Raw genomic sequence first — 19524 nt, forward strand, 5'->3', positions numbered from 1 at the left:
TGGCGAAACGGGAAATATGAAGAAAAACCAACCGACATTACTAACTGAAGGTTGTATCTAATCCTGGGGGCAGGTCACACGGCGTGTGTACTTCGCCGGTGATGTTTCCAGTCGCAGCGGCTGACCCAGTGTGTTGCGGCGCAGTTCGGCGAAGGCGTTGCCGAACACCAGATAATCCAGCGCAAATTTGCTGAACTCTTGCTGGCTCAACAGCGGGTGCGGGATGAAGGTTGAGGCCAGAATGTTACGTTTAACGTAGAGCGGTGAGCTGTGATGCACTGCTGCGCGCAGGCTTTTCGCCAAGCCATGAAAACTGACCGGCGGTTCATACCATCGTCCGTTATGGATGCATTCGGCATAATCCATAATATCGCGCTTATCCAGCACCGCTGTAGGTTCACCGAAGCTGAACGCCTCAAAGGGCTGTTGCGCAGTCTGTTCGGGCTGCGCGTGATCGCTTTTGGCGGTGAATGCCTTGCGGCCTCTGCGTTTGTTCATTAGTTAAACTCCAGGAAAGAAGGTGATTCACCACCGCTGGCAGCGGTAAGCGGTTCGTTTAAGAGGGCGTGCATGATTGCCCAGGCTACGTCGGCGTGGCTGGCTTCTTCGCTGCGGCTGGCTTCGTAAGTTGAGCGGTTGCCACTGGCGGTCATTGTTTTGCGGATAGCCATAAATGACTGAGTGATATCGGTCTGGCCCGCGTCGTATTCCAGTCGCCCGCTGGTAATGGTGTCCTTGGCCTTAAGCACCATGGCGGTTTTTACTTCGGGCGAATATTTGATTTCCCGCGCTGCAGGGAAGAACTGGCGCACCAACTGGAAAACGCCCTGTCCGATGCCGGTCGCATCCACACCGATGTATTCCACGGTGTATTTTTCAGTGAGTTCCTTTATCGATTTCGCCTGTGCAGCAAAGTCCATGCCGCGCCACTGATGACGCTCCAGCACGCGGAACTTGCCGCCCTTAACCAGCGGCGGAGAGAGAACAGCACACCCGGCGCTGTCGCCGGTGTGCGAGGGATCGTATCCAATCCACACCGGGCGATAGTCAAACGGACGTAGTGCGTAAGGGTTAAAGTCGTTCCACTCCTCCAGGCTGTCGACCATGCAGGTCTGCAGCTCGGCAAACGGAAACACGCTGGCTTCGTCGTCGACAAATTCACACATCAGCAGGTTCTGATATTCCGCCGGGCTGTATTCGAGCTGCAGCTGATCGATGTCGAACAGGTCACACCCGCCTGACAGCGCATCTTCAACCGTGACTATCTGCCGCCACTGGTTATCACCGCACAGCGCGCCTTTCGCCAGGTGAGAGTGAGACAGGTCAATCTCAATGCGATCATCTTTGCTGCGGCGGCCTTTGTTAAACAGCTCGCCAGACCAGAACGGGTAAGCGCTGTGCGACAGGCTCGACGGCGTGGAAAAGTAGGTGGTGCGCCACTTCTTGTGCAGTGACATTCCGCTGGCTACTTTTCGCAGCTCCTGAAACTTCGGTATCCAGAAATATTCATCCAGGTACAGATTGCCTGTGTAGCTCTGCGCGGTGCGCACGTTAGTACCGAGGAAAATCAGGCTTGCGCCGTTTGGCAGCACAATCGGATCGCCTTTCAGGTCAACATCAACCAGTCGGGCAAAATTCAGAATGTAATTTTTGAAAACGTGCGCCTGCGCCTTACTCGCTGACAGGAAAATCTGGTTTCGCCCGGTCGTCAGCGCATCAATAAGCGCTTCGCGGGCAAAGTAGAACGTCGCGCCAATCTGGCGGGATTTAAGGATGTTGCGGATACGGTGAGCCAGCCCGGCTTTGTGCCAGTGGAGCTGATAGTCAAAGCAGCCGTCCATGAACAGATCGGTAAGCTTTTCGGTCTGCTCGTCGCTGAAAACGTTTTTGCTCGGCGGCTGGCGCTCGCCCTTGTTGCGGTTGCGCACGTTGGGATTGAGATCGGCCTCATTGCCGCTGCCGCGATAGCGCTCGACGCGGGCGAGTCGTTCAATCTGGCGCCCGAGCGCGTCTATTTCCTTGTAATCACCATTCCCCTTGACCTCTTTCATGATGAGCTGAATCAACCGGGCTTCCATGCTGGCTTCAACGCGACTGATGGGCGCAACATTTTCCCACTCGTCGCGCTGCTTCCAGCTCTGCACGGTTGGCGTTTTCTGTCCGAGCGTCTCCGCAATCTGGCGCACGGAAAATCCCTGCCAGTACAGCAGCGCGGCCTGACGGCGCGGATCGGTGATGATGGTGCCGGGTGTCATGTTCATGGCGATAAGGCTACCGACGGCGAAAAACGCGCGCCTGCACTCGCTGTTTGCTGGTACGTGAGCGGGCGGGCATTCGTTGAGGGATTGGATGGTGATGGGGAAACTGGCCCCGAACCGAACCAATCCACTGACCGGAGCCTGTTACATGGCAACTAAGGCAACTAAAGCAAAGCGTTTCCGCATCGCGGTCCAGGGCGCTACTACCGATGGTCGCGAGATTTCCCGCGACTGGATTTCGCAGATGGCGAAAAACTATGACCCGACCGTGTACGGTGCCCGCATCAACATGGAGCACATCAAGGGTTATGCCGCTGACAGCACTTTCCGCCGCTTTGGTGACGTAACGAAAGTCGAAGCCGAAGAAATCACCGAAGGCCCGCTGGCGGGCAAGCTCGCGCTGTTTGGCTATATCGACCCGACGCCTGACCTTGTCGATCTGACCAAGGCGCGCCAGAAGGTTTACACCTCTATCGAAGTGAACCCGAATTTCTCAGACACCGGCGAAGCCTATCTGGTTGGCCTGGCTGTAACTGACGATCCGGCAAGCCTCGGCACTGAATACCTCAGCTTCAGCGCCTCCGCCAAAGCTAACCCGCTTGCCTCACGTAAGTTGCAAAAAGACAACCTGTTTACCGCTGCCGAAGAAACTCTGATCGAGTTCTACGAAGAAGCCGAACAGGGGCCGTCTCTGCTGAACCGCGTGAAAGAGTTGTTTACCCGCAAAGAGAAAACCGACGACGAGCGTTTTAACGACGTGAGCGCGGCAGTGACGGCGGTGGCTGAGCAGGTGCAGCAGAACGGCGAAAGCTTTGCGCAGCAGCTCGCCAGCGTTGAGCAGAAATATTCCTCACGTCTTGAAGCGCTGGAAACTGCTGCAGGTAAAGACCGCGAGGCGCTGAGCGCGCTGCAGGATTCGCTTGCGAATACCGATGGTGGCTTTAACCGTCGTCCGCCTGCGACCGGCGGTGATAACAAAGGCAGCGTGCAGACCGACTGCTGATAAGCCCGGACTGAGTAAACCTGAACACTGATTAACAGGAGCGCCAATGCGCCAGCAAACCCGTTTTAAATTTAATACCTATCTGTCCCGCGTTGCCGAGCTGAACGGCGTCGAAACTGGCGATATGAACAAGAAGTTCAGCGTTGAGCCGTCCGTCGCGCAGAAGCTGATGACCCGCGTGCAGGAGTCATCTGCGTTTCTGACCCGCATCAACATCGTGCCGGTGCCGGAAATGAAGGGCGAAAAAATCGGCGTCGGCGTGTCCGGCTCAATTGCCAGCACCACGGACACCGCTGGGGGTGATGAGCGCGAAACCGCTGATTTCTCTTCGCTGGACAGCCGCGGCTATGAGTGCGCGCAGGTCAACTTTGATTTCCACATCCGTTACAACACGCTTGACCTGTGGGCGCGCTATGAAGATTTCCAGACCCGCTTACGTGACGCCATCATCCAGCGTCAGGCGCTGGACCGCATCATGATCGGGTTCAACGGTACGCGCCGCGCCAAGACGTCGAACCGCGCAACTAACCCAATGCTGCAGGACGTGGCGGTAGGCTGGCTGCAGAAGTACCGCAACGAAGCGCCAGACCGAGTGATGAGCAAAGTTACCGACGAAGATGGCGCGGTGATTTCGGCAAAAATCCGCGTGGGCAAATCCGGCGACTACGCCAACCTTGACGCGCTGGTGATGGATGCCACCAACAACCTGATCGAGCCGTGGTATCAGGAAGACCCGGAGCTGGTTGTCATCGTGGGCCGTCAGTTGCTGGCTGATAAGTATTTCCCGATCGTGAACCAGAGCCAGGCGAACACCGAACAGCTTGCGGCTGACGTCATCATCAGTCAGAAACGCATCGGCAACCTGCCAGCGGTGCGCGTGCCTTACTTCCCGGCTAACGCCATTCTGGTGACGCGCCTCGATAACCTGTCGATTTACTGGCAGGAAGGCACGCAGCGCCGCCATATCGAAGAGGTGCCGAAGCGTGACCGCATCGAAAACTACGAGTCTGCGAACGAAGACTACGTGGTGGAAGACTATGCGGCGGGTTGCCTGATCGAAAACATCCAGCTCGGTGACTTTACCGCGCCTGCTTCCACCCCGGCGGCTGGAGAGTAATGCATGCTGAGTCCCGCCCGCCGTCACCGGATGCGAGTCCAGGCCGAAACCGAAACGCAACGGGAGTCTAACCCGATGCGCCACGCCACCGGCTATGAGCAGATGCTCATGAAACTCAACGAGGACAAGCGCCGCCTGAAGAAAGTCCACTCGGTAGAGCGCAAGGCTGAGCTGAAACGCCAGTTGCTGCCTGACTACATGCCGTGGATTGCAGGCGTGATGAACAGCGGGCGCGGCGCGCAGGATGCCATCGTGATGACCGTCATGATCTGGCGACTGGACACAGGAGACGTAACCGGCGCACTCGAAATTGCCCGTTACGCTCTCACGCACGGTCTGGTGCCACCTGACGGATTCAAGCGTGACAGCCTGCCGTATCTGCTGGCAGAGGAAGTCGCCAGCGCCGCGACGCGAGCCTGGACGTTAAAAGAGGCGGTGGATATTGACCCGCTGCTTGAAACCATCCGGCTGACAGAATCCGAAGACATGCCCGATCAGGTGCGTGCCAAGCTGCACAAAATTACCGGGTATGTATATCGCGATGCGGGCGGGACTCTTGAGGCGATGGACCACCTTAGACGTGCGCTACAGCTCCATGAGGGCTGTGGCGTCAAAAAGGACATTGAGCGGCTGGCAACTGTGATGAAAAAGCAGGCACAGGCCAGCCGCTGACCGGACGCGACCCCGCGCAGGGCGGCAGGACGGCAGCGCACTTTCAGTGTTTACGCCGTCCTCCACCGCCCACCTATTTAAGGGCCAACTATGAGCACGCTGGTAATAGCAGCACAGCGACCGGCAGAGACTGCCGAGCCGCCGGTAAAAAATACCTTTTTCTGGCCTGACATCGACCTGCAGCAGCTTCGCGAATCGCTGCGCTACGAGGGAACGGTCACCGCACCGCGCCTGCGCCAGTCGGTGCTGACAGCCATTGCTGAAGTGAACGCCGAGCTTTACGAGTGGCGCGCCGAGCAGATGGCGGCAGGGTTTAAAACACTGGATGCCGTACCGGCTGAAACGCTGGACGGTGTGAGCGAAAAAATCACGTATTACCTCGCAGCGGTGGGTTCAATCACAGCCGCCACCGTTGTCGAGAAGTATCGCGGATATGACGCCAGCGGCACGAAAAAGGCAACCGAGGTGGAGGCCAGCGCCGATGAATACTGGCGTGATGCGCGGTTCAGCATCAGCCGTATCGCTGAGCGTCCGGGCTGCATTGTGAGTCTGCTGTGACGCGGGTTTATGCGCTGCAGGGCGATACCGTTGATGAAATCTGCTATCGCCACTATGGGCGAACCGAGCAGGTGACCGAACAGGTCTATGCGGCAAATAACGGCCTTGCTGATGCGGGGCCGGTGTTGCCACACGGCTACCCGGTTGATCTGCCCGAACTACCGGAAGCGCCAACGGGCGAGACCGTTAACCTTTGGGACTGAATCATGAATATCACAATGGAGCGTATCAGCGCCTTTATTACCTATGCCATTGCGGTCGTTATGGGATGGCTGGGTAAGTGGGATTTGCAGGACGTGGCAACGATGCTCGGTATGTTGCTGGGTGTCGGCATGTTTCTGGTGAGCTGGTATTACCGGCGCAAAACCTATCAGCTTTTTGCGAATGGCCGCATCAGCCGGGGTGACTATGAATCTGCAAATCGTTAAACGCTGCTCGGTGGGGGTGGTGCTGGCGATTGCCTCGACGCTGCCGGGATTCCAGACGCTTCACACCTCCGTGGAGGGGCTGAAGCTAATCGCGGATTACGAAGGGTGTCGCCTGAGCCCGTATAAGTGCGACGCGGACAAGTGGACGGACGGCATCGGCAATACAGCAGGTGTAGTGCCGGGAAAAACCATTACGGAGCGGCAGGTTGCTGGCACGTTCATTGCCAACGTACTGCGCACTGAGCTAGCGCTTTCCCGGTGTTTGTTCACGAGGGTACCGCAAAAGGTTTATGACGCACTCGTATCGCTGGCCTTCAACGTCGGTACCGGCAATGCCTGCGGCTCAACAATGGTGAAGCTGCTTAATCAGGAGCGATGGCGGGACGCCTGTATGCAGTTGCCGCGCTGGGTGTATGTGCAGGGTGTGTTTAATCAAGGGCTGGATAACCGCCGTGGGCGTGAACTGGTCTGGTGCTTAAAAGGAGCGTAAAGCAATGAAATTTGTAAACACGACGTGGTTTGTGATCGGACTGTGCATTTCGCTGGTCATTGTTGGCATTCTGCTGCCGGTCACGCATGCAATCTACCTGCTGGCTGCGGCTGTCTGGGTCGAGTTTGCGCTGTGGGTGGTGATCAGCTTTATCGCTTTATATGCGCAGACTTACACAGGAATGGCCAGGCAAAAGATGCATCTGCTGTTGCATCACTTCTTCATGCTGGCTGACGTTCTTCCGCTTCAGTGGTATCACCGCACCTTTATTGGCGGGCTGTTATACGGAGCCGACTGGAAAATCACTTCACTGGCCTGCCTGTTTGTCGTCATTGCAGGCGCATTGTTCAGCAGTGAACGTCCGGAAGCCAGCGCATGATCCGCATTGTCGTCACGCTTCTGGCGGCGGCACTGGTAGCGCTGGCGCTGACCGGCTGGCGATGGTCGGTAGCCAGCGACGAGCTGGAGAGTGCGCAGAAGATTATCGGCACTCTGTCGGCGGGCATCGAAAGCCGGGATAAAGCAATTACCAGGCTGAACAGTGAAAACCAGCAGGGCCAGAAACGCGAAGCCGCACTGCGGTTGATGCAGGGGAGGGCCAGCGCCGGTGCGCTGACCCGTGAGGCACAAGTTCAGAGGGAAACCGATGCGAATCCAGTATTACGTGACTGGTCTGCTGCTGCTCTGCCTGACGATGTTATCAGGCTGCACACCCGACCGGCCTTCGCCAGCGCCAGAGATTATCTGGATTGGCTGTCCACGCGTGACAAGCTGCCCGGTACCGGGAAACAGCCTCAGAACGGCGGGCGATCTGGCGGCGGATAATCGCCAGCTTGAGGCTGCACTCGCATCCTGCGGGCTGCAGGTTGAAATCATCAAAGACTGTCAGGAGCAACACGATGTTGAAACCCAACCAACTGCGCAAAGCGCTGACCGACAGCGTACCGCTGCTGCAGCGAAATCCTGACAGCCTGAACGTATTTATCGACAGCGGGCGTATCGTCTCAACGCTCGCCACCTCGCTGTCGTTTGAGTATCAGTACCGGCTGAATATGGTGATTACCGATTACACCGGTGATATCGACGTGCTGATTGTGCCGATGCTGGAATGGTTGCGGGTGAATGAACCCGACATGATGGCAACGAAAGAGAAGCAGCAGACCGGCTTCACCTTTAAAGCGGATGTGATCAGCGATACCGCCAGTGATATCAGTATTGATTTACTGCTGAGCGAGCGCGTGATTGTTAATCACGTGGGTGACGAGTTACATGTCACTCACTTGGCAGAAAATCCGCTGCCAGAAAATGATTATCGCCCACTGCAGGTGTATGCCCGTGGTGTGCTCGTCAGTGAAATGAAACTATGAACGATTTGCAGATGGTCAATGACCGGCTGAATGCGCTGATTGGCAACCTCTCCGCATCTGCACGAAAAGAGATGGCGCGTAACATCGCGAAGAAGCTGCGCGCCAGCCAGCAGAAGAACATCAAGAACCAGCAGGCACCGGACGGCACGCCGTTTAAACCCCGCAAGACGCAGCCCATACGTAGTAAAAAGGGCCGGGTAAAGCGCGAGATGTTTGCCAGGCTCCGCACTGCAAAGTACATGAAAGTACAGGCAACATCTGACGAGGCGGTGGTCGAGTTTACCGGGCGCGTGCAGCGTATGGCTCGCATCCATCATTACGGCCTGCGGGATAGGCCATCCCGAAACGGTAAAGAGGTGCAATATGAATCTCGCCCTCTTTTAGGACTGAGCGATGAAGACTTATCTATCGTTCATGAGGTGGTACTTGCAATTGTTGTTCGCTAATTACAGTATCGAGTAATTCTTTGACAACCCCATCAAACCCAGGAAAAATTTTAGATGATGAATATCCATGATTATTTAAATGATAGTAGGCGGTCTTTGCTTCTGAGCATGGTAGTGTGACTTTCCGCAATACCTCATCTCTTCGTCCATAACCTTTTAACTTTTCAGCTAGGAATTTATCCAAAGGTGTTCTATTTACAGGTGTGCCGATGGCATTGGCTACTGTAGACTGAATCTTAGTCGGGGTATGAGTAAATATACCCTTCTGAGAATTAAGGTTTGGGTTGTCATAATACGGCGGGGTGACAAATTTTATAGGGCATTCGTCTGCCTCTAAATATGGCTCAGTCAATAGATTAGTATTTAAGCACCATATGCATAAATTACCTTCATTTTCTAAAGCACCCTTCAAAGCAAAAAAAATTGAAATGAATGGGTCGTATGACCAGTCGAGTAGTCGCGTCGGTAATCCATGGTGTTGGGCCAATGCTGCGCAATCATAAAGCTCAAGAGGTATCCAGTAATCTTCTCCTTCCAAGAATAGCTTTACATTAGGATCTAATATTCCTGTTAGATTTTTACGTAAAAAACTGGAGTTAGGTAATCTCAGCCCTTGTCTATCAGCGGTGCTATAAAAATTCCTAATGAAATGATATTCCATCTGAATTTGGAGGTATTCGGTAATGTTATTAAAAGGCTTTTGATAGCCAGCTAAGTCGAGAAAGGTAACCATTGGGTTATCTTTTTCTCTCAATGCGGTTGGAATTAATTCCCAGCTTGAGTTGGCGTGTCCTCGAAAAATAAAGCTATTGAGTTTGCTGTTCCAAGGTAAAAAGTAATTTAAAAAATCACTACATTTTTCGAAGTGAATTTCTTCGATATTCATATCAATACCTTCCTAAAGATGTTTGTTCATCAACTACCAAACTGGCTGAAGTGGTAGTAACTACTTCAATCTAACAACATAACGAAATGGAACAAAATGAACAAATTTTTGAAATTCTGCGCCTGCTGCGCAACCTGATCCGTATTGGAACCGTGTCCGCCGTAAATCTGGACGACGGGTTATGCCGCGTGGATACAGGAAATCTTACGACTGGCTGGCTTCACTGGCTGACTGCCCGTGCGGGTAATACACGTTCATGGAATGCGCCGTCAGTGGGTGAGCAGGTGATCGTTTTGTGCCTCGGCGGTGAAACAGATACCGGCTTTGTGCTGCCGGCAGTTTTTTCTGATAACAACCCTGCGCCATCGGCGTCGGCTGACGCGCTGCACTGGTCATTTCCGGACGGTGCGGTGATCGAGTATGAACCGGCAACCGGAGCACTTAAAGCGGCTGGTATTCAGACCGCCACGATTGAGGCGGCAGTCAAAATCCTGCTAAGCACGCCAGAAGTGGAATGCTCAGCCCATCTGAAAGCTAAGACATTCGAGTTTTCAGGGGGGGGCAAGATGACGGGCGACGTTAATCATAGTGGCGGGAAATTTGATTCGAATGGCGTTGTTGTGGATGACCACGACCACGGCGGCGTCCAACGCGGCGGCAGCAGAACGGACGGTCCTCAATGACAACCGCGAAATATATCGGCATGAACCGGGAAACCGGCAAAGCCATTACCGACCTCGATCACATCCGTCAGTCGATGCGCGACATTCTGATGACGCCCGTTGGCACCCGCGTAATGCGCCGCGAATACGGCTCGCTGCTGTCTGCGCTGATTGACCAGCCGCAAAACGAATCACTCCGCCTGCAGATTATGTCGGCCTGTTATCTGGCGCTGCTGCGCTGGGAACCCCGCGTCAAGCTCACCGCCATTAATTTCGACCCGGATTTTAACGGCGGCATGGTGGTTGAACTGACCGGCAACAGAACCGACACGCTGCAGCCTTTTTCACTAACCGTTCCTGTGAGCTGAGAACATGGCAACTATTGACCTGAGCCAGTTACCCGCGCCCGACGTGGTGGAAACGCTGGACTATGAAGTGCTGCTGGCTGAGCGAAAAGCCACGCTGATTTCGCTGTACCCCGAAGAGCAGCAGGCGGCTGTTGCGCTGACACTTGCGCTGGAATCTGAACCCGTCGTGAAGGTGCTGCAGGAAAATGCCTATCGTGAGGTGATCCTGCGCCAGCGCATTAACGAAGCTGCGCGTGCCGTGATGGTGGCCTATGCGATGGACGATGATTTAGACCAGGTTGGCGCTAATAACGGTGTTGAACGCCTGATCATTACACCGGCAGACGACACCACCATTCCCCCCACGTCGGCAGTGATGGAAAGTAACGATGATTTTCGCGCCCGCATTGCTGGAGCATTCGAAGGCCTGAGCGTGGCAGGGCCGACAGGGGCGTATGAGTATCACGCCCGCAGTGCAGACGGACGCGTGGCGGATGCATCAGCCATCAGCCCGTCACCGGCTGTTGTCACGGTCACCATACTGGCCCGCGAGGGTAATGGCATCGCTGCAGATGATTTGCTGGCTGTGGTCAATGCCGCGCTTAACGATGAAAACGTGCGCCCCGTTGCTGATCGGGTAAACGTGCAGTCGGCAACCATCGTCAGTTATGAGATTGAAGCCGAGTTATATCTCTATCCGGGGCCGGAAGCGGAGCCAATCCGCGCTGCGTCAGAGGCGAAGCTGATTGCCTATATCAGCACACAGAAGCGGCTCGGGCGTGACATTCGCCTGTCGGCGCTATATGCCGCCATGCACGTTGAAGGTGTGCAGCGCGTCAATCTGATTAAGCCGGTCGCCGACGTCGTGCTGGATAAAACGCAGGCCGCTTACTGCACCGGGTACATGCTAACCGTGGGGGGATCGGATGAGTGATCGCCTGCTTCCCACCGGTTCGTCAGTGCTGGAGGTTGCCGCTGCCGAAGCGCTGTCCAGTCTCAGCGCAATGAATGTGCCGCTGCGCCAGCTCTGGAACCCCTACGAATGTCCGCTAGTCCTGCTGCCTTATCTGGCGTGGGCGTGGTCGGTTGACCGCTGGGATACCAAATGGCCCGAGTCCACCAAGCGTGCTGTTGTGGCGGCGTCCCGAGCGGTGCATCAGAAAAAGGGAACCATTGGCGCAATCCGCCGCGTGGTGGAACCGCTCGGCTATCTGATCCGCGTCATTGAGTGGTGGAAGACCAACGAGACGCCTGGCACGTTCCGGCTCGATGTGGGTGTGCTGGATACCGGCATCACGGAGGAAATGTACAACGAGCTGGAGCGGATGATTGCGGACGCCAAGCCGTGCAGTCGGCACCTTATTGGCCTGTCCATCAATCTCGATTCATCCGGGCCGCTCACCGTGGGCGCTGCCTGCTACACCGGCGACGAGCTGACGGTTTATCCCTACACCCCTGAAACTATTACCGTGGGCGGCACCGGCTTTACCGCCGTGGCGCTACATATCATTGACCTGACGGAAGTGCGCGCATGACGACAAAATATTATGCCCTGCTGACGAATCTCGGCGCATCCAAGCTGGCTAACGCCGCCGCGCTGGGTACCCAACTGCAGATTACTCAAATGGCTGTCGGCGACGGGGGCGGCACGCTTCCCACACCGAACGCCACTCAGACCAAATTGGTCGGTGAGAAGCGCCGCGCCGCGCTGAACTCGCTGAGCATTGATACGGCTAACAGCAGCCAGATTATTGCTGAGCAGGTTATCCCGGAGACTGAGGGCGGTTTCTGGATTCGCGAAATAGGCCTGTTAGACGCCGACGGCGTGCTGATTGCCGTGGCTAACTGTGCTGAAACTTATAAGCCCCAGTTGCAGGAGGGCAGCGGACGCACGCAGACCGTGCGCATGATCCTGATTGTCAGCAGCACGGATGCGGTCACCCTCAAAATCGACCCGTCTATTGTGCTGGCGACGCGCCAGTATGTTGACAACGCGGTGATTGAGGTTAAAGCCTATGCCGATGACCTGATGGCAAAACACGTTGCCGCCGCTGATCCGCATACGCAGTACGCACCAAAGGCCAGCCCGACTCTGACCGGATCGCCGAAAGCGCCGACGCCTGCCGCAAGCAAGAATGATACGCAGATTGCGACCACTGCATTTGTGCAGTCAGTGATGAAGGCGCATACGGATAATACCGATCCGCATTCGCAGTACCTGCTCAAAGAAAAACGTAGTAGTGCTACAGACAGCACTAGTGAGGACACCGTTGCAACCTCCAAGGCGGTCAAGGACGTAAAAGACAGTTCTTTATCAATCAAAGGGGCTGTAACTGCCGGTGTTGATGTTAACAACTTTGGACCAGTGGATGATTATTTAGGGCTTTGGTATTTTTCTTCAGTAACGCCCACCACAGCATCAAAAAATCTTCCCGAGTCAACCGTGGGGATTCTTGAGGTATTCAAAGGCGGTTCGTGGGGATGCACACAGAGATATACTACTCGTTTCGGTGCAATGTATGTGCGCAGTTTATCAGCACAGTGGAACGCGTCTGCGCCAGTTTGGGAGGCGTGGAGTGCAATTGGTGAGCAGCCCATTCAGGGTTACATTAATGATGCCAATGCGGCGTTAACACCAGGCACATACTCAGTTACAGGTGCGGCGAGCAATATGCCTATGGTTAGTTCACCTACAGGTATTCTGGAAGTTAAATTGCGACTGAGTAGTAACTCACTTCTGCAGCGTTTTACCTCAATCACTACCAGCTCAGCCACCATTAACCGCTCGTGGCAGCGCACATTGAGTGGCACAACTTGGAGCCCATGGACTCAAACAACGCTGAGGCCAAATGAGCTAACAACTCAGACTGACGCAAATACGCTTACTGAAAGTGGCGTTTATTACGGGAATTACACCAACGGCCCATCAGGTAGTGCTTATGGTTTTCTTGAAGTAAAAGCCACGGGCACGACAGGAGTTATCAGTCAGGTTTACCACTCTACAACTGCCAATCAGCGATTCATTCGCACATGCACATCAGCCAACGGTTGGTCTGTATGGGTGGAACTGGTCAGGGCGGACTCGGTTATGAATAACCTCGTACCGGTGGGCGTTCCTATGCCTTGGCCTGCAGAGGCAGCGCCGTCTGGCTGGCTGAAATGCAACGGCGCATCATTCAGTGCGACGACTTACCCGGAGCTGGCGAAGGCTTATCCATCCCTCAAGCTACCCGATTTACGTGGTGAGTTTATTCGCGGCTGGGATGATGGGCGCGGCATTGACACTGGCCGTGCAATTCTTTCGCTGCAGACGGATGCCTTGCAGCGCATAACGGGCACGCTTGAAATGGGCAATGGAATCGGCCTCATGACCAGCCCGCATGCGTCGACTAACGGAGCATTCACCGAAGGACCATCGCGAGAGCAAACGCCGGTAACGCAACAGAAGGGAGGATTTGCTGTGACGTTTGATTCAGCCAATGTCGTTCGCTCTGCAACTGAAACGCGTCCGCGCAACGTGGCATTTAACTATATCGTGAGGGCCGCATAATGGCTGACGTAATTGAAGAAATGACAATCCCTGAAGAGATGGAAGTGCTTCCGGCAACGCCTGCCATCGTTTATACCAGCCTGGACGAAAGCGGACTGGCGAAAGAAAGCGGTCTGTTAACGGTCTATAACTTTGACGCAGCGACGGGCGAGTATACAGGCTCAAGCGAGGAGTATGTTTCTGTAGGCGTAGGCAGTCCGGCTAACTCAACCTGTACCGCGCCACCTGAGCCGGTGCAGGGTAAAGCCCTTATCTTTGGTGGCAACTGGCAGCAGGTTGACGATCATCGCGGCGAAACGGTTTACAGCACGACGGATGGAACGGCGCAGGTTATCAGCCAGCCAGGTGAATATCCGGCAGACACCACACTGCTGAAACCCGCTACCGCCTTCGATGCGTGGAACGGTAAAAAATGGGTGACCGATAAAGCCGCGCAGCAGGCGGCTCTGGTGAAAAATGCCAGCGCAGAAAAGGCCAGCCGTATTGCTGACGCAAACAGCGCATCGCAGGCGTGGCAGACGCAGCTGATGCTCGGCATCATCACCGATGATGACAAAGCAACGCTTGTTGTGTGGATGACCTATATTCAGGCTCTGCAGGCGGTGGATACCTCCACCGCACCTGATGTGGCGTGGCCCGCTGTACCAGATGTGGGGGGCTTATAATGGATTTGTCACCGGTCTTTCACGCCTGCGCCGCCGTGGCGGTGCAGTGCCTCTTCGGGCTGATCTTAAATGACTGGCACAGCGGCGCGGTGCTGGGTTGCCTGTGGTTTATTGCACGCGAGCAGACGCAGGCGGAGTATCGCTGGATTGCGATGTTTGGTGATGGTCATCGCAAGAACATGCCGTGGTGGGGAGGATTTGCGATCAGGGCGTGGGATATCCCGAGCCTGCTGGATATGCTTGTTCCTGTCGTGGCCTGCGCGGTGGTTTACACGGCAGTCATTCTTCTAGGGTAAAGCCTGCCTGTTCTGAGATAAGCCCTGCGGGGCTTTTCTTTTGTCCGTTGATCCATGAGCAAACCGCAACCGCATGCACCTGCATTGCTGACCTGACACCCTGAGCACACCTTTAACCAGGAGTGCAACAGATGGCAGATTATCATCACGGTGTCCGCGTCGTCGAAATCAACGACGGCACGCGCACTATCTCCACCGTATCAACCGCAATTGTCGGCATGGTCTGCACCGCTGAAGATGCGGACGCGGCGACGTTCCCGCTGAACACGCCGGTACTGATTACCAACGTGCAGGGCGCAGTCGGTAAAGCTGGCGTGAAAGGCACGCTTGCGGCTTCCCTGCAGGCAATCGCCGATCAGTCAAAACCCGTCACCGTCGTGGTGCGCGTCGAAGAAGGCGCAAGCCAGGCTGAAACCATTTCCAACATCATCGGCGGCACCGACGAGAACGGGCAATACACCGGCATGAAAGCGCTGCTTGCAGCGCAGACTCAGCTCGATGTGAAGCCGCGCATTCTCGGCGTTCCCGGCCTCGACTCGCTGGAAGTGGCGACCGCGCTTGCCAGCATTGCGCAGCAGTTGCGCGCCTTCGGCTACGTGTCCGCGTGGGAGTGCAAAACCATTTCCGAAGCCCGCCTGTATCGACAGAACTTCAGTCAGCGTGAGCTGATGGTGATCTGGCCTGACTTCCTCGCGTGGAACACCACCACGAATGCGTCCGATACCGCATACGCTACCGCGCGTGCGCTGGGCCTGCGCGCCAAAATCGACAACGACACCGGCTGGCATAAAACCCTGTCGAACGTTGGCGTAAACGGCGTCACCGGTATTTCGGCGTCGGTGTTCTGGGATCTGCAGCAGGTCGGCACCGATGCAGACCTGCTGAACGAGGCGGATGTCACCACGCTTATCCGCAAGGACGGTTTCCGCTTCTGGGGCAACCGCACCTGCAGTGATGATCCGCTGTTCCAGTTTGAGAACTACACCCGCACCGCGCAGGTGCTGGCTGACACCATGGCAGAGGCGCACATGTGGGCGAACGACAAGCCACTGACGCCGGTACTGGTGAAAGAAATCATCGCGGGTATCAACGCGAAATTCCGCGAACTGTGCAACGCGGGTTATCTGCTGGGCGCATCAGCCTGGTATGACGAAAGCGCCAACGATAAAGAAACCCTGAAGGCGGGCAAACTCTTTATCGATTACGACTACACGCCGGTTCCGCCGCTGGAAGACTTGACGTTACGCCAGCGCATTACCGACAGCTATCTGGCGAACTTCGCCGCATCCGTTAACAGCTAAGGAGCCGGATAAATGGCAATGCCACGCAAACTAAAGGCGATGAACCTTTTCAACGACGCTAACAGCTATCAGGGCGTGGTGACTGCCGTCACCCTGCCAAAGCTGGCGCGCAAGCTTGACCCGTTCCGTGCGGGCGGTATGAGCGGTGCGGCGTTTATCGACAACGGTCTGGAAGATGATGCCCTTGATATTGAATGGAGCATCGGCGGTATGGATGAGTTGGTGCTCACGCAGTGGGGCGCGTCCGATATCCCGCTGCGTTTCACCGGCTCTTATCAGCGCGATGATACCGGTGAAGAAATTGCGGTAGAGGTGGAGGTGCGCGGTAAGCACCAGACCTTCGACTTTGGCGAATCAAAGCCGAGTGAAGACACCGAAGTGAAAATCACCAGTAAAAACACGTATTACAAGCTGACGTTTAACGGCAAAGCGCTGATCGAAATCGACACCGTGAACATGGTTGAAATCGTCAACGGCGTTGACCGTCTGGCGGCGCGCCGTAAAAACATCGGCCTCGTTTAACCCTGATGCCAGCGCCATAACGGCGCTGGTTCTTCCCTGATTACAGTGAACAGAGATAATTGCTATGGAACAGAATGAGAATGTCGTTGTATTTGAAACTCCGCTGAAGCGTGGCGAGATGGAGATTAGCCAGGTTGAGCTGATTAAACCAACTGCTGGCTCTCTGCGCGGCGTGCGCTTGTCTGATTTGTGTCAGTCGGATGTTGACTCGCTGCTGACTGTCCTGCCGCGTATCACTCACCCCGCGCTCACAAAGCCGGAGTGCAACAATCTCGACCCGGTTGATTTAATCGCGTTGGGTGGAAAGGTGATTGGTTTTTTGCAATCGAAGTCGGACGAATAGAGTGGCCTAAAGGCCTGACGGTCGATGATCTTATGGCGGACATTGCCGCAATATTTCACTGGCCCCCTTCCGAAATGCACAGCATGCCGCTGGTTGAGTTGATGATCTGGCGGCACAAAGCCTTAATCCGAAGCGGAGTAGACCCGGATGAGCAATAACCTCAAAGTGCAGGTGCTGCTGAACGCGGTAGACAAAGCATCGCGCCCATTCAAAGCCGTCGAAAAAGCCACCAAAGGATTAACCGCTGAAATCCGCCAGACGCAGACCAGCATCAAAGAGCTGGACGCGCAGTCGGGCAAAATCGACGGTTTCCGTAAAACGAGCGCGCAGCTTGCCGTCACCAGCCAGAAGCTGAAAGAGGCCAAGGCCGAAGCTGAATCGCTGGCAGTGGCGTTCAAAAACACCGAGCGACCCACTACGCAGCAGGCCCGTGCACTGGAGAAGGCGCGCCAGGCCGCATCTGAACTGCAAACCAAATCCAACGCACTGCGCCTTTCCGTGCAGCAGCAGCGCGAGGCTTTGACCCAGGCGGGCATCTCCACGCGCAGCCTGAGCACTGAGCAGCAGCGGCTTAAATCGGCCTCGGCAATGGCAACCGCCAGCCTGAGCCGCCAGAAGCAGGAATTACAGCGCCTGAACGCACAGCAGGAACGGCTCAACCAGACCAGTGAGCGTTACCGGCGCGGGCAGGAATTGTCGTCGAAGGTGCGTAACGTTGGCGCTGCTGGGCTTGGGGCGGCGACTGTTGGCGGCATGGCAGCATCAACCATTCTGCGTCCGGGCTATGACTTTGCGCTGGCAAACTCAACCCTGCAGGCAACGCTCGGCCTTGATAAGAACTCGCCTGAGTTCCTGGCCCTCAAAACTCAGGCGCGCAGCATCGGTGATAACACGGCTGCTTCGGCAAACGACGCCGCACAAGCTCAAATCGTTATCGCGAAAGCGGGCGGCAGCGTGGACGACATCAAAGCGGCAACGCCAGTTACGCTGAATATGTCGCTCGCCAATAACCGCACAATGGAAGATAGCGCCGAGTTATTGATGAGCACCAAAAACGCCTTTGGACTAGCTAATAGCGAAGTTGCCCACTTAGGGGATGTAATCTCCGCAACGCTGAATAAAACTGCCACAAAGTTTGAAGATCTTAGTGACGCGATGCCATATGTTGCCTCGGTAGCTAAAAATGCAAAGGTAAGCGCTGAGCAGACAGCGGCAATGATTGGCGCGCTAGCGAATAACGGAACAACCGGTAGCATGGCTGGTACAGGAATTCGCGCCATGCTGTTACGTGTGCAGGCACCGACTGGAGCAGCATTCAAAGCAATTAAAGAGTTGGGGGTGCATACCTCAGATAGCAAAGGCAATATGCGCCCGTTTTTTACCATTCTCAAAGAGATGCAAAAGTCATTTGAGAAAAACAGGCTTGGCGACTCACAGCAATCTGAGTACTTAAAAACCATTTTTGGTGAAGAAGCTGCCTCATCGGCTGTGACCTTAATGAAATCAGCCGCAAGTGGTGAACTGGATCGGCTTACAAAAACCTTTCAGAACTCGGATGGAAGCACGGAGAAACTTGTTAAGGTTCAGCAGGATAACCTTGGCGGAGACTTCAAGGAAATGCAGTCCGCATATGAGGCGTTGGGGACTGACATTTACGATCAGATGGATGGCAGCATTCGCACCCTGACGCAGGACACGACCAAGTTTCTCTTGCAGGTTGATAACTGGGTGCAAAAAAATCCAGTGCTATCAACCGGCATTGCAAAAGCAGCAGCTGCCGGATTGATATTAGTTGGCGCGATTGGTGCTATTGGTCTGGTTGCATGGCCTGTCATTGCAGGTGTAAACGCACTAATTGCAGGAGCTGCTTTCCTCGGCACCGCTTTTAGTATCGCAGGTGGTGCTATCGCAACAGCGCTGGGCGCCATTACATTGCCGGTCGTCGCAGTGGCGGCAGCAATTGTTGCCGGGGCGCTACTGGTGCGCAAGTACTGGGAACCCATCAGCGCCTTTATCAGCGGTTTCGCAGAGGGATTCACCGCCGCGATGGGGCCAATTGGCGATGCGTTTGGTTCGCTCACGCCAATCTTTTCTGCTGTGGGGGACAAGATTAAATCGTTGTGGGAATGGTTCGGCAAACTGCTGGAGCCGGTTAAATCAACACAAACCGAACTGGCTGCTGCCGGTGACATGGGCAAAAAGTTCGGCAACATGCTGGCTGAAGCACTCAATATACCGAGTAAAGCACTTGATCAGTTGCGTAGCGGCATTGACTGGGTGCTGGAGAAACTCGGGATTATCGACACCAAATCCGACGGACTCAAAGACAAGGTGCCTTCCCCCGATCCGATAGCAACCGGTGGCGCGGGCGTGGACACGGACGGGCTACAGTACAACCTTGCATGGGGTGGCGCACCTTACAGGCCAGTCACAGCACCGTCAGCGGGAGGTGGTTTCACTGACCGCAGTCAGAACACCTATCAGTATGAACTGTACATGCATGAGGGGATGACGAAGGACGATGCGCTGGCATTGATGGCGCAGCATCAGGCTAAAGAGCAGCGCAACCGGCAGGCACAAAACCGCAGCAAAATGGGCTGGGAGGACTAAACG

Annotated in this window: 25 protein-coding genes and 2 pseudogenes; 24 read left to right on the forward strand and 3 right to left on the reverse strand. The window is 55.3% G+C overall.

Annotated features, from left to right (window positions below):
• Nucleotides 1–78: 78 nt before the first annotated feature.
• A pseudogene (locus JK231_RS00005) lies at nucleotides 79–498 on the reverse strand (Presumed portal vertex protein); the annotation flags it as partial.
• Nucleotides 498–2261, reverse strand: a complete 1764-nt coding sequence (locus JK231_RS00010; protein WP_211727729.1) for a terminase ATPase subunit family protein — start codon at nucleotides 2259–2261, stop codon at nucleotides 498–500. The gene JK231_RS00010 and the pseudogene JK231_RS00005, both read right to left, overlap by 1 nt.
• Before the next feature lie 145 nt (nucleotides 2262–2406).
• On the opposite strand from JK231_RS00010, the gene JK231_RS00015 reads away from it, so the two are divergent.
• The 12 genes and pseudogenes from JK231_RS00015 to JK231_RS00065 all read left to right on the forward strand — a co-directional run bounded on the left by JK231_RS00015 (nucleotide 2407) and on the right by JK231_RS00065 (nucleotide 8339).
• Complete coding sequence (locus JK231_RS00015; protein ID WP_211727730.1) at nucleotides 2407–3261, forward strand: GPO family capsid scaffolding protein; 855 nt, start codon at nucleotides 2407–2409, stop codon at nucleotides 3259–3261.
• 46 nt (nucleotides 3262–3307) lie between these two features.
• Nucleotides 3308–4378: a phage major capsid protein, P2 family gene (locus JK231_RS00020; RefSeq protein ID WP_211727731.1), complete on the forward strand. Its 1071-nt coding sequence runs from the start codon at nucleotides 3308–3310 to the stop codon at nucleotides 4376–4378.
• A gap of 3 nt (nucleotides 4379–4381) precedes the next feature.
• On the forward strand, nucleotides 4382–5050 hold the full coding sequence (locus tag JK231_RS00025; protein WP_211727732.1) for a terminase endonuclease subunit: 669 nt from the start codon (nucleotides 4382–4384) through the stop codon (nucleotides 5048–5050).
• Between the two features lie 90 nt (nucleotides 5051–5140).
• Nucleotides 5141–5608, forward strand: a complete 468-nt coding sequence (locus JK231_RS00030; protein WP_211727733.1) for a head completion/stabilization protein — start codon at nucleotides 5141–5143, stop codon at nucleotides 5606–5608.
• The gene (locus tag JK231_RS00035) at nucleotides 5605–5811 is read left to right on the forward strand and encodes a tail protein X (protein WP_211727734.1); all 207 of its coding nucleotides are present in this window, start codon (nucleotides 5605–5607) and stop codon (nucleotides 5809–5811) included. Before JK231_RS00030 ends, JK231_RS00035 begins: the two co-directional genes overlap by 4 nt.
• A 9-nt stretch (nucleotides 5812–5820) precedes the next feature.
• Entirely contained in the window at nucleotides 5821–6036 is a 216-nt protein-coding gene (locus JK231_RS00040) for an HP1 family phage holin (protein WP_211727967.1), read from the forward strand.
• Nucleotides 6017–6526: a lysozyme gene (locus JK231_RS00045; RefSeq protein ID WP_211727735.1), complete on the forward strand. Its 510-nt coding sequence runs from the start codon at nucleotides 6017–6019 to the stop codon at nucleotides 6524–6526. The genes JK231_RS00040 and JK231_RS00045 overlap by 20 nt, the downstream gene beginning before the upstream one ends.
• Before the next feature lie 4 nt (nucleotides 6527–6530).
• On the forward strand, nucleotides 6531–6905 hold the full coding sequence (locus tag JK231_RS00050; RefSeq protein WP_211727736.1) for a DNZ54_00345 family protein: 375 nt from the start codon (nucleotides 6531–6533) through the stop codon (nucleotides 6903–6905).
• A pseudogene (locus JK231_RS00055) lies at nucleotides 6902–7249 on the forward strand (LysB family phage lysis regulatory protein); the annotation flags it as partial. The gene JK231_RS00050 and the pseudogene JK231_RS00055, both read left to right, overlap by 4 nt.
• Nucleotides 7173–7493, forward strand: coding sequence for an Rz1-like lysis system protein LysC (gene lysC / locus JK231_RS25420; protein WP_249221579.1), 321 nt, complete (start codon nucleotides 7173–7175; stop codon nucleotides 7491–7493). The pseudogene JK231_RS00055 and the gene lysC, both read left to right, overlap by 77 nt.
• Nucleotides 7426–7893: a phage tail protein gene (locus tag JK231_RS00060; protein WP_211727738.1), complete on the forward strand. Its 468-nt coding sequence runs from the start codon at nucleotides 7426–7428 to the stop codon at nucleotides 7891–7893. Before lysC ends, JK231_RS00060 begins: the two co-directional genes overlap by 68 nt.
• Nucleotides 7890–8339: a phage virion morphogenesis protein gene (locus JK231_RS00065; RefSeq protein WP_211727739.1), complete on the forward strand. Its 450-nt coding sequence runs from the start codon at nucleotides 7890–7892 to the stop codon at nucleotides 8337–8339. Before JK231_RS00060 ends, JK231_RS00065 begins: the two co-directional genes overlap by 4 nt.
• Here JK231_RS00065 and JK231_RS00070 read toward each other — a convergent pair.
• Entirely contained in the window at nucleotides 8299–9225 is a 927-nt protein-coding gene (locus tag JK231_RS00070) for an FRG domain-containing protein (RefSeq protein WP_211727740.1), read from the reverse strand. The two genes, JK231_RS00065 and JK231_RS00070, sit on opposite strands and share 41 nt — an antisense overlap.
• Before the next feature lie 86 nt (nucleotides 9226–9311).
• Between JK231_RS00070 and JK231_RS00075 the strand changes: the two genes are divergently transcribed.
• The 12 genes from JK231_RS00075 (at nucleotide 9312) to JK231_RS00135 (ending at nucleotide 19521) form a co-directional block, all read left to right on the forward strand.
• Nucleotides 9312–9908 (forward strand): phage baseplate assembly protein V, encoded by a 597-nt coding sequence (locus JK231_RS00075; RefSeq protein WP_211727741.1) that lies wholly within the window; start codon nucleotides 9312–9314, stop codon nucleotides 9906–9908.
• On the forward strand, nucleotides 9905–10255 hold the full coding sequence (locus JK231_RS00080) for a GPW/gp25 family protein (RefSeq protein ID WP_211727742.1): 351 nt from the start codon (nucleotides 9905–9907) through the stop codon (nucleotides 10253–10255). The genes JK231_RS00075 and JK231_RS00080 overlap by 4 nt, the downstream gene beginning before the upstream one ends.
• A 4-nt stretch (nucleotides 10256–10259) precedes the next feature.
• Nucleotides 10260–11168: a baseplate assembly protein gene (locus JK231_RS00085; protein ID WP_211727743.1), complete on the forward strand. Its 909-nt coding sequence runs from the start codon at nucleotides 10260–10262 to the stop codon at nucleotides 11166–11168.
• Nucleotides 11161–11769: a phage tail protein I gene (locus JK231_RS00090; protein WP_211727744.1), complete on the forward strand. Its 609-nt coding sequence runs from the start codon at nucleotides 11161–11163 to the stop codon at nucleotides 11767–11769. Before JK231_RS00085 ends, JK231_RS00090 begins: the two co-directional genes overlap by 8 nt.
• Nucleotides 11766–13784, forward strand: a complete 2019-nt coding sequence (locus JK231_RS25425; protein ID WP_249221580.1) for a phage tail protein — start codon at nucleotides 11766–11768, stop codon at nucleotides 13782–13784. Before JK231_RS00090 ends, JK231_RS25425 begins: the two co-directional genes overlap by 4 nt.
• Complete coding sequence (locus JK231_RS00105) at nucleotides 13784–14449, forward strand: tail fiber assembly protein (RefSeq protein ID WP_249221581.1); 666 nt, start codon at nucleotides 13784–13786, stop codon at nucleotides 14447–14449. Before JK231_RS25425 ends, JK231_RS00105 begins: the two co-directional genes overlap by 1 nt.
• A complete protein-coding gene (locus JK231_RS00110) occupies nucleotides 14449–14745 on the forward strand; it encodes a hypothetical protein (protein WP_211727745.1) in 297 nt (98 codons plus the stop codon). Before JK231_RS00105 ends, JK231_RS00110 begins: the two co-directional genes overlap by 1 nt.
• Before the next feature lie 131 nt (nucleotides 14746–14876).
• A complete protein-coding gene (locus JK231_RS00115) occupies nucleotides 14877–16046 on the forward strand; it encodes a phage tail sheath protein (protein ID WP_211727746.1) in 1170 nt (389 codons plus the stop codon).
• A 12-nt stretch (nucleotides 16047–16058) separates the two neighbouring features.
• Complete coding sequence (locus JK231_RS00120; protein ID WP_211727747.1) at nucleotides 16059–16568, forward strand: phage major tail tube protein; 510 nt, start codon at nucleotides 16059–16061, stop codon at nucleotides 16566–16568.
• A gap of 64 nt (nucleotides 16569–16632) precedes the next feature.
• The gene (locus tag JK231_RS00125) at nucleotides 16633–16911 is read left to right on the forward strand and encodes a phage tail assembly protein (protein ID WP_211727748.1); all 279 of its coding nucleotides are present in this window, start codon (nucleotides 16633–16635) and stop codon (nucleotides 16909–16911) included.
• A 32-nt stretch (nucleotides 16912–16943) separates the two neighbouring features.
• Entirely contained in the window at nucleotides 16944–17069 is a 126-nt protein-coding gene (locus tag JK231_RS00130) for a GpE family phage tail protein (protein WP_211727749.1), read from the forward strand.
• Nucleotides 17059–19521 carry a phage tail tape measure protein gene (locus JK231_RS00135; RefSeq protein ID WP_211727750.1) on the forward strand — a complete coding sequence of 821 codons (2463 nt, stop codon included), beginning with the start codon at nucleotides 17059–17061 and terminating at the stop codon, nucleotides 19519–19521. Before JK231_RS00130 ends, JK231_RS00135 begins: the two co-directional genes overlap by 11 nt.
• Nucleotides 19522–19524: the final 3 nt, after the last annotated feature.

It is taken from the genome of Pantoea sp. JGM49 (genome assembly GCF_018257655.1).
GTDB classification, from domain to species: Bacteria; Pseudomonadota; Gammaproteobacteria; order Enterobacterales; family Enterobacteriaceae; genus Pantoea; species Pantoea communis.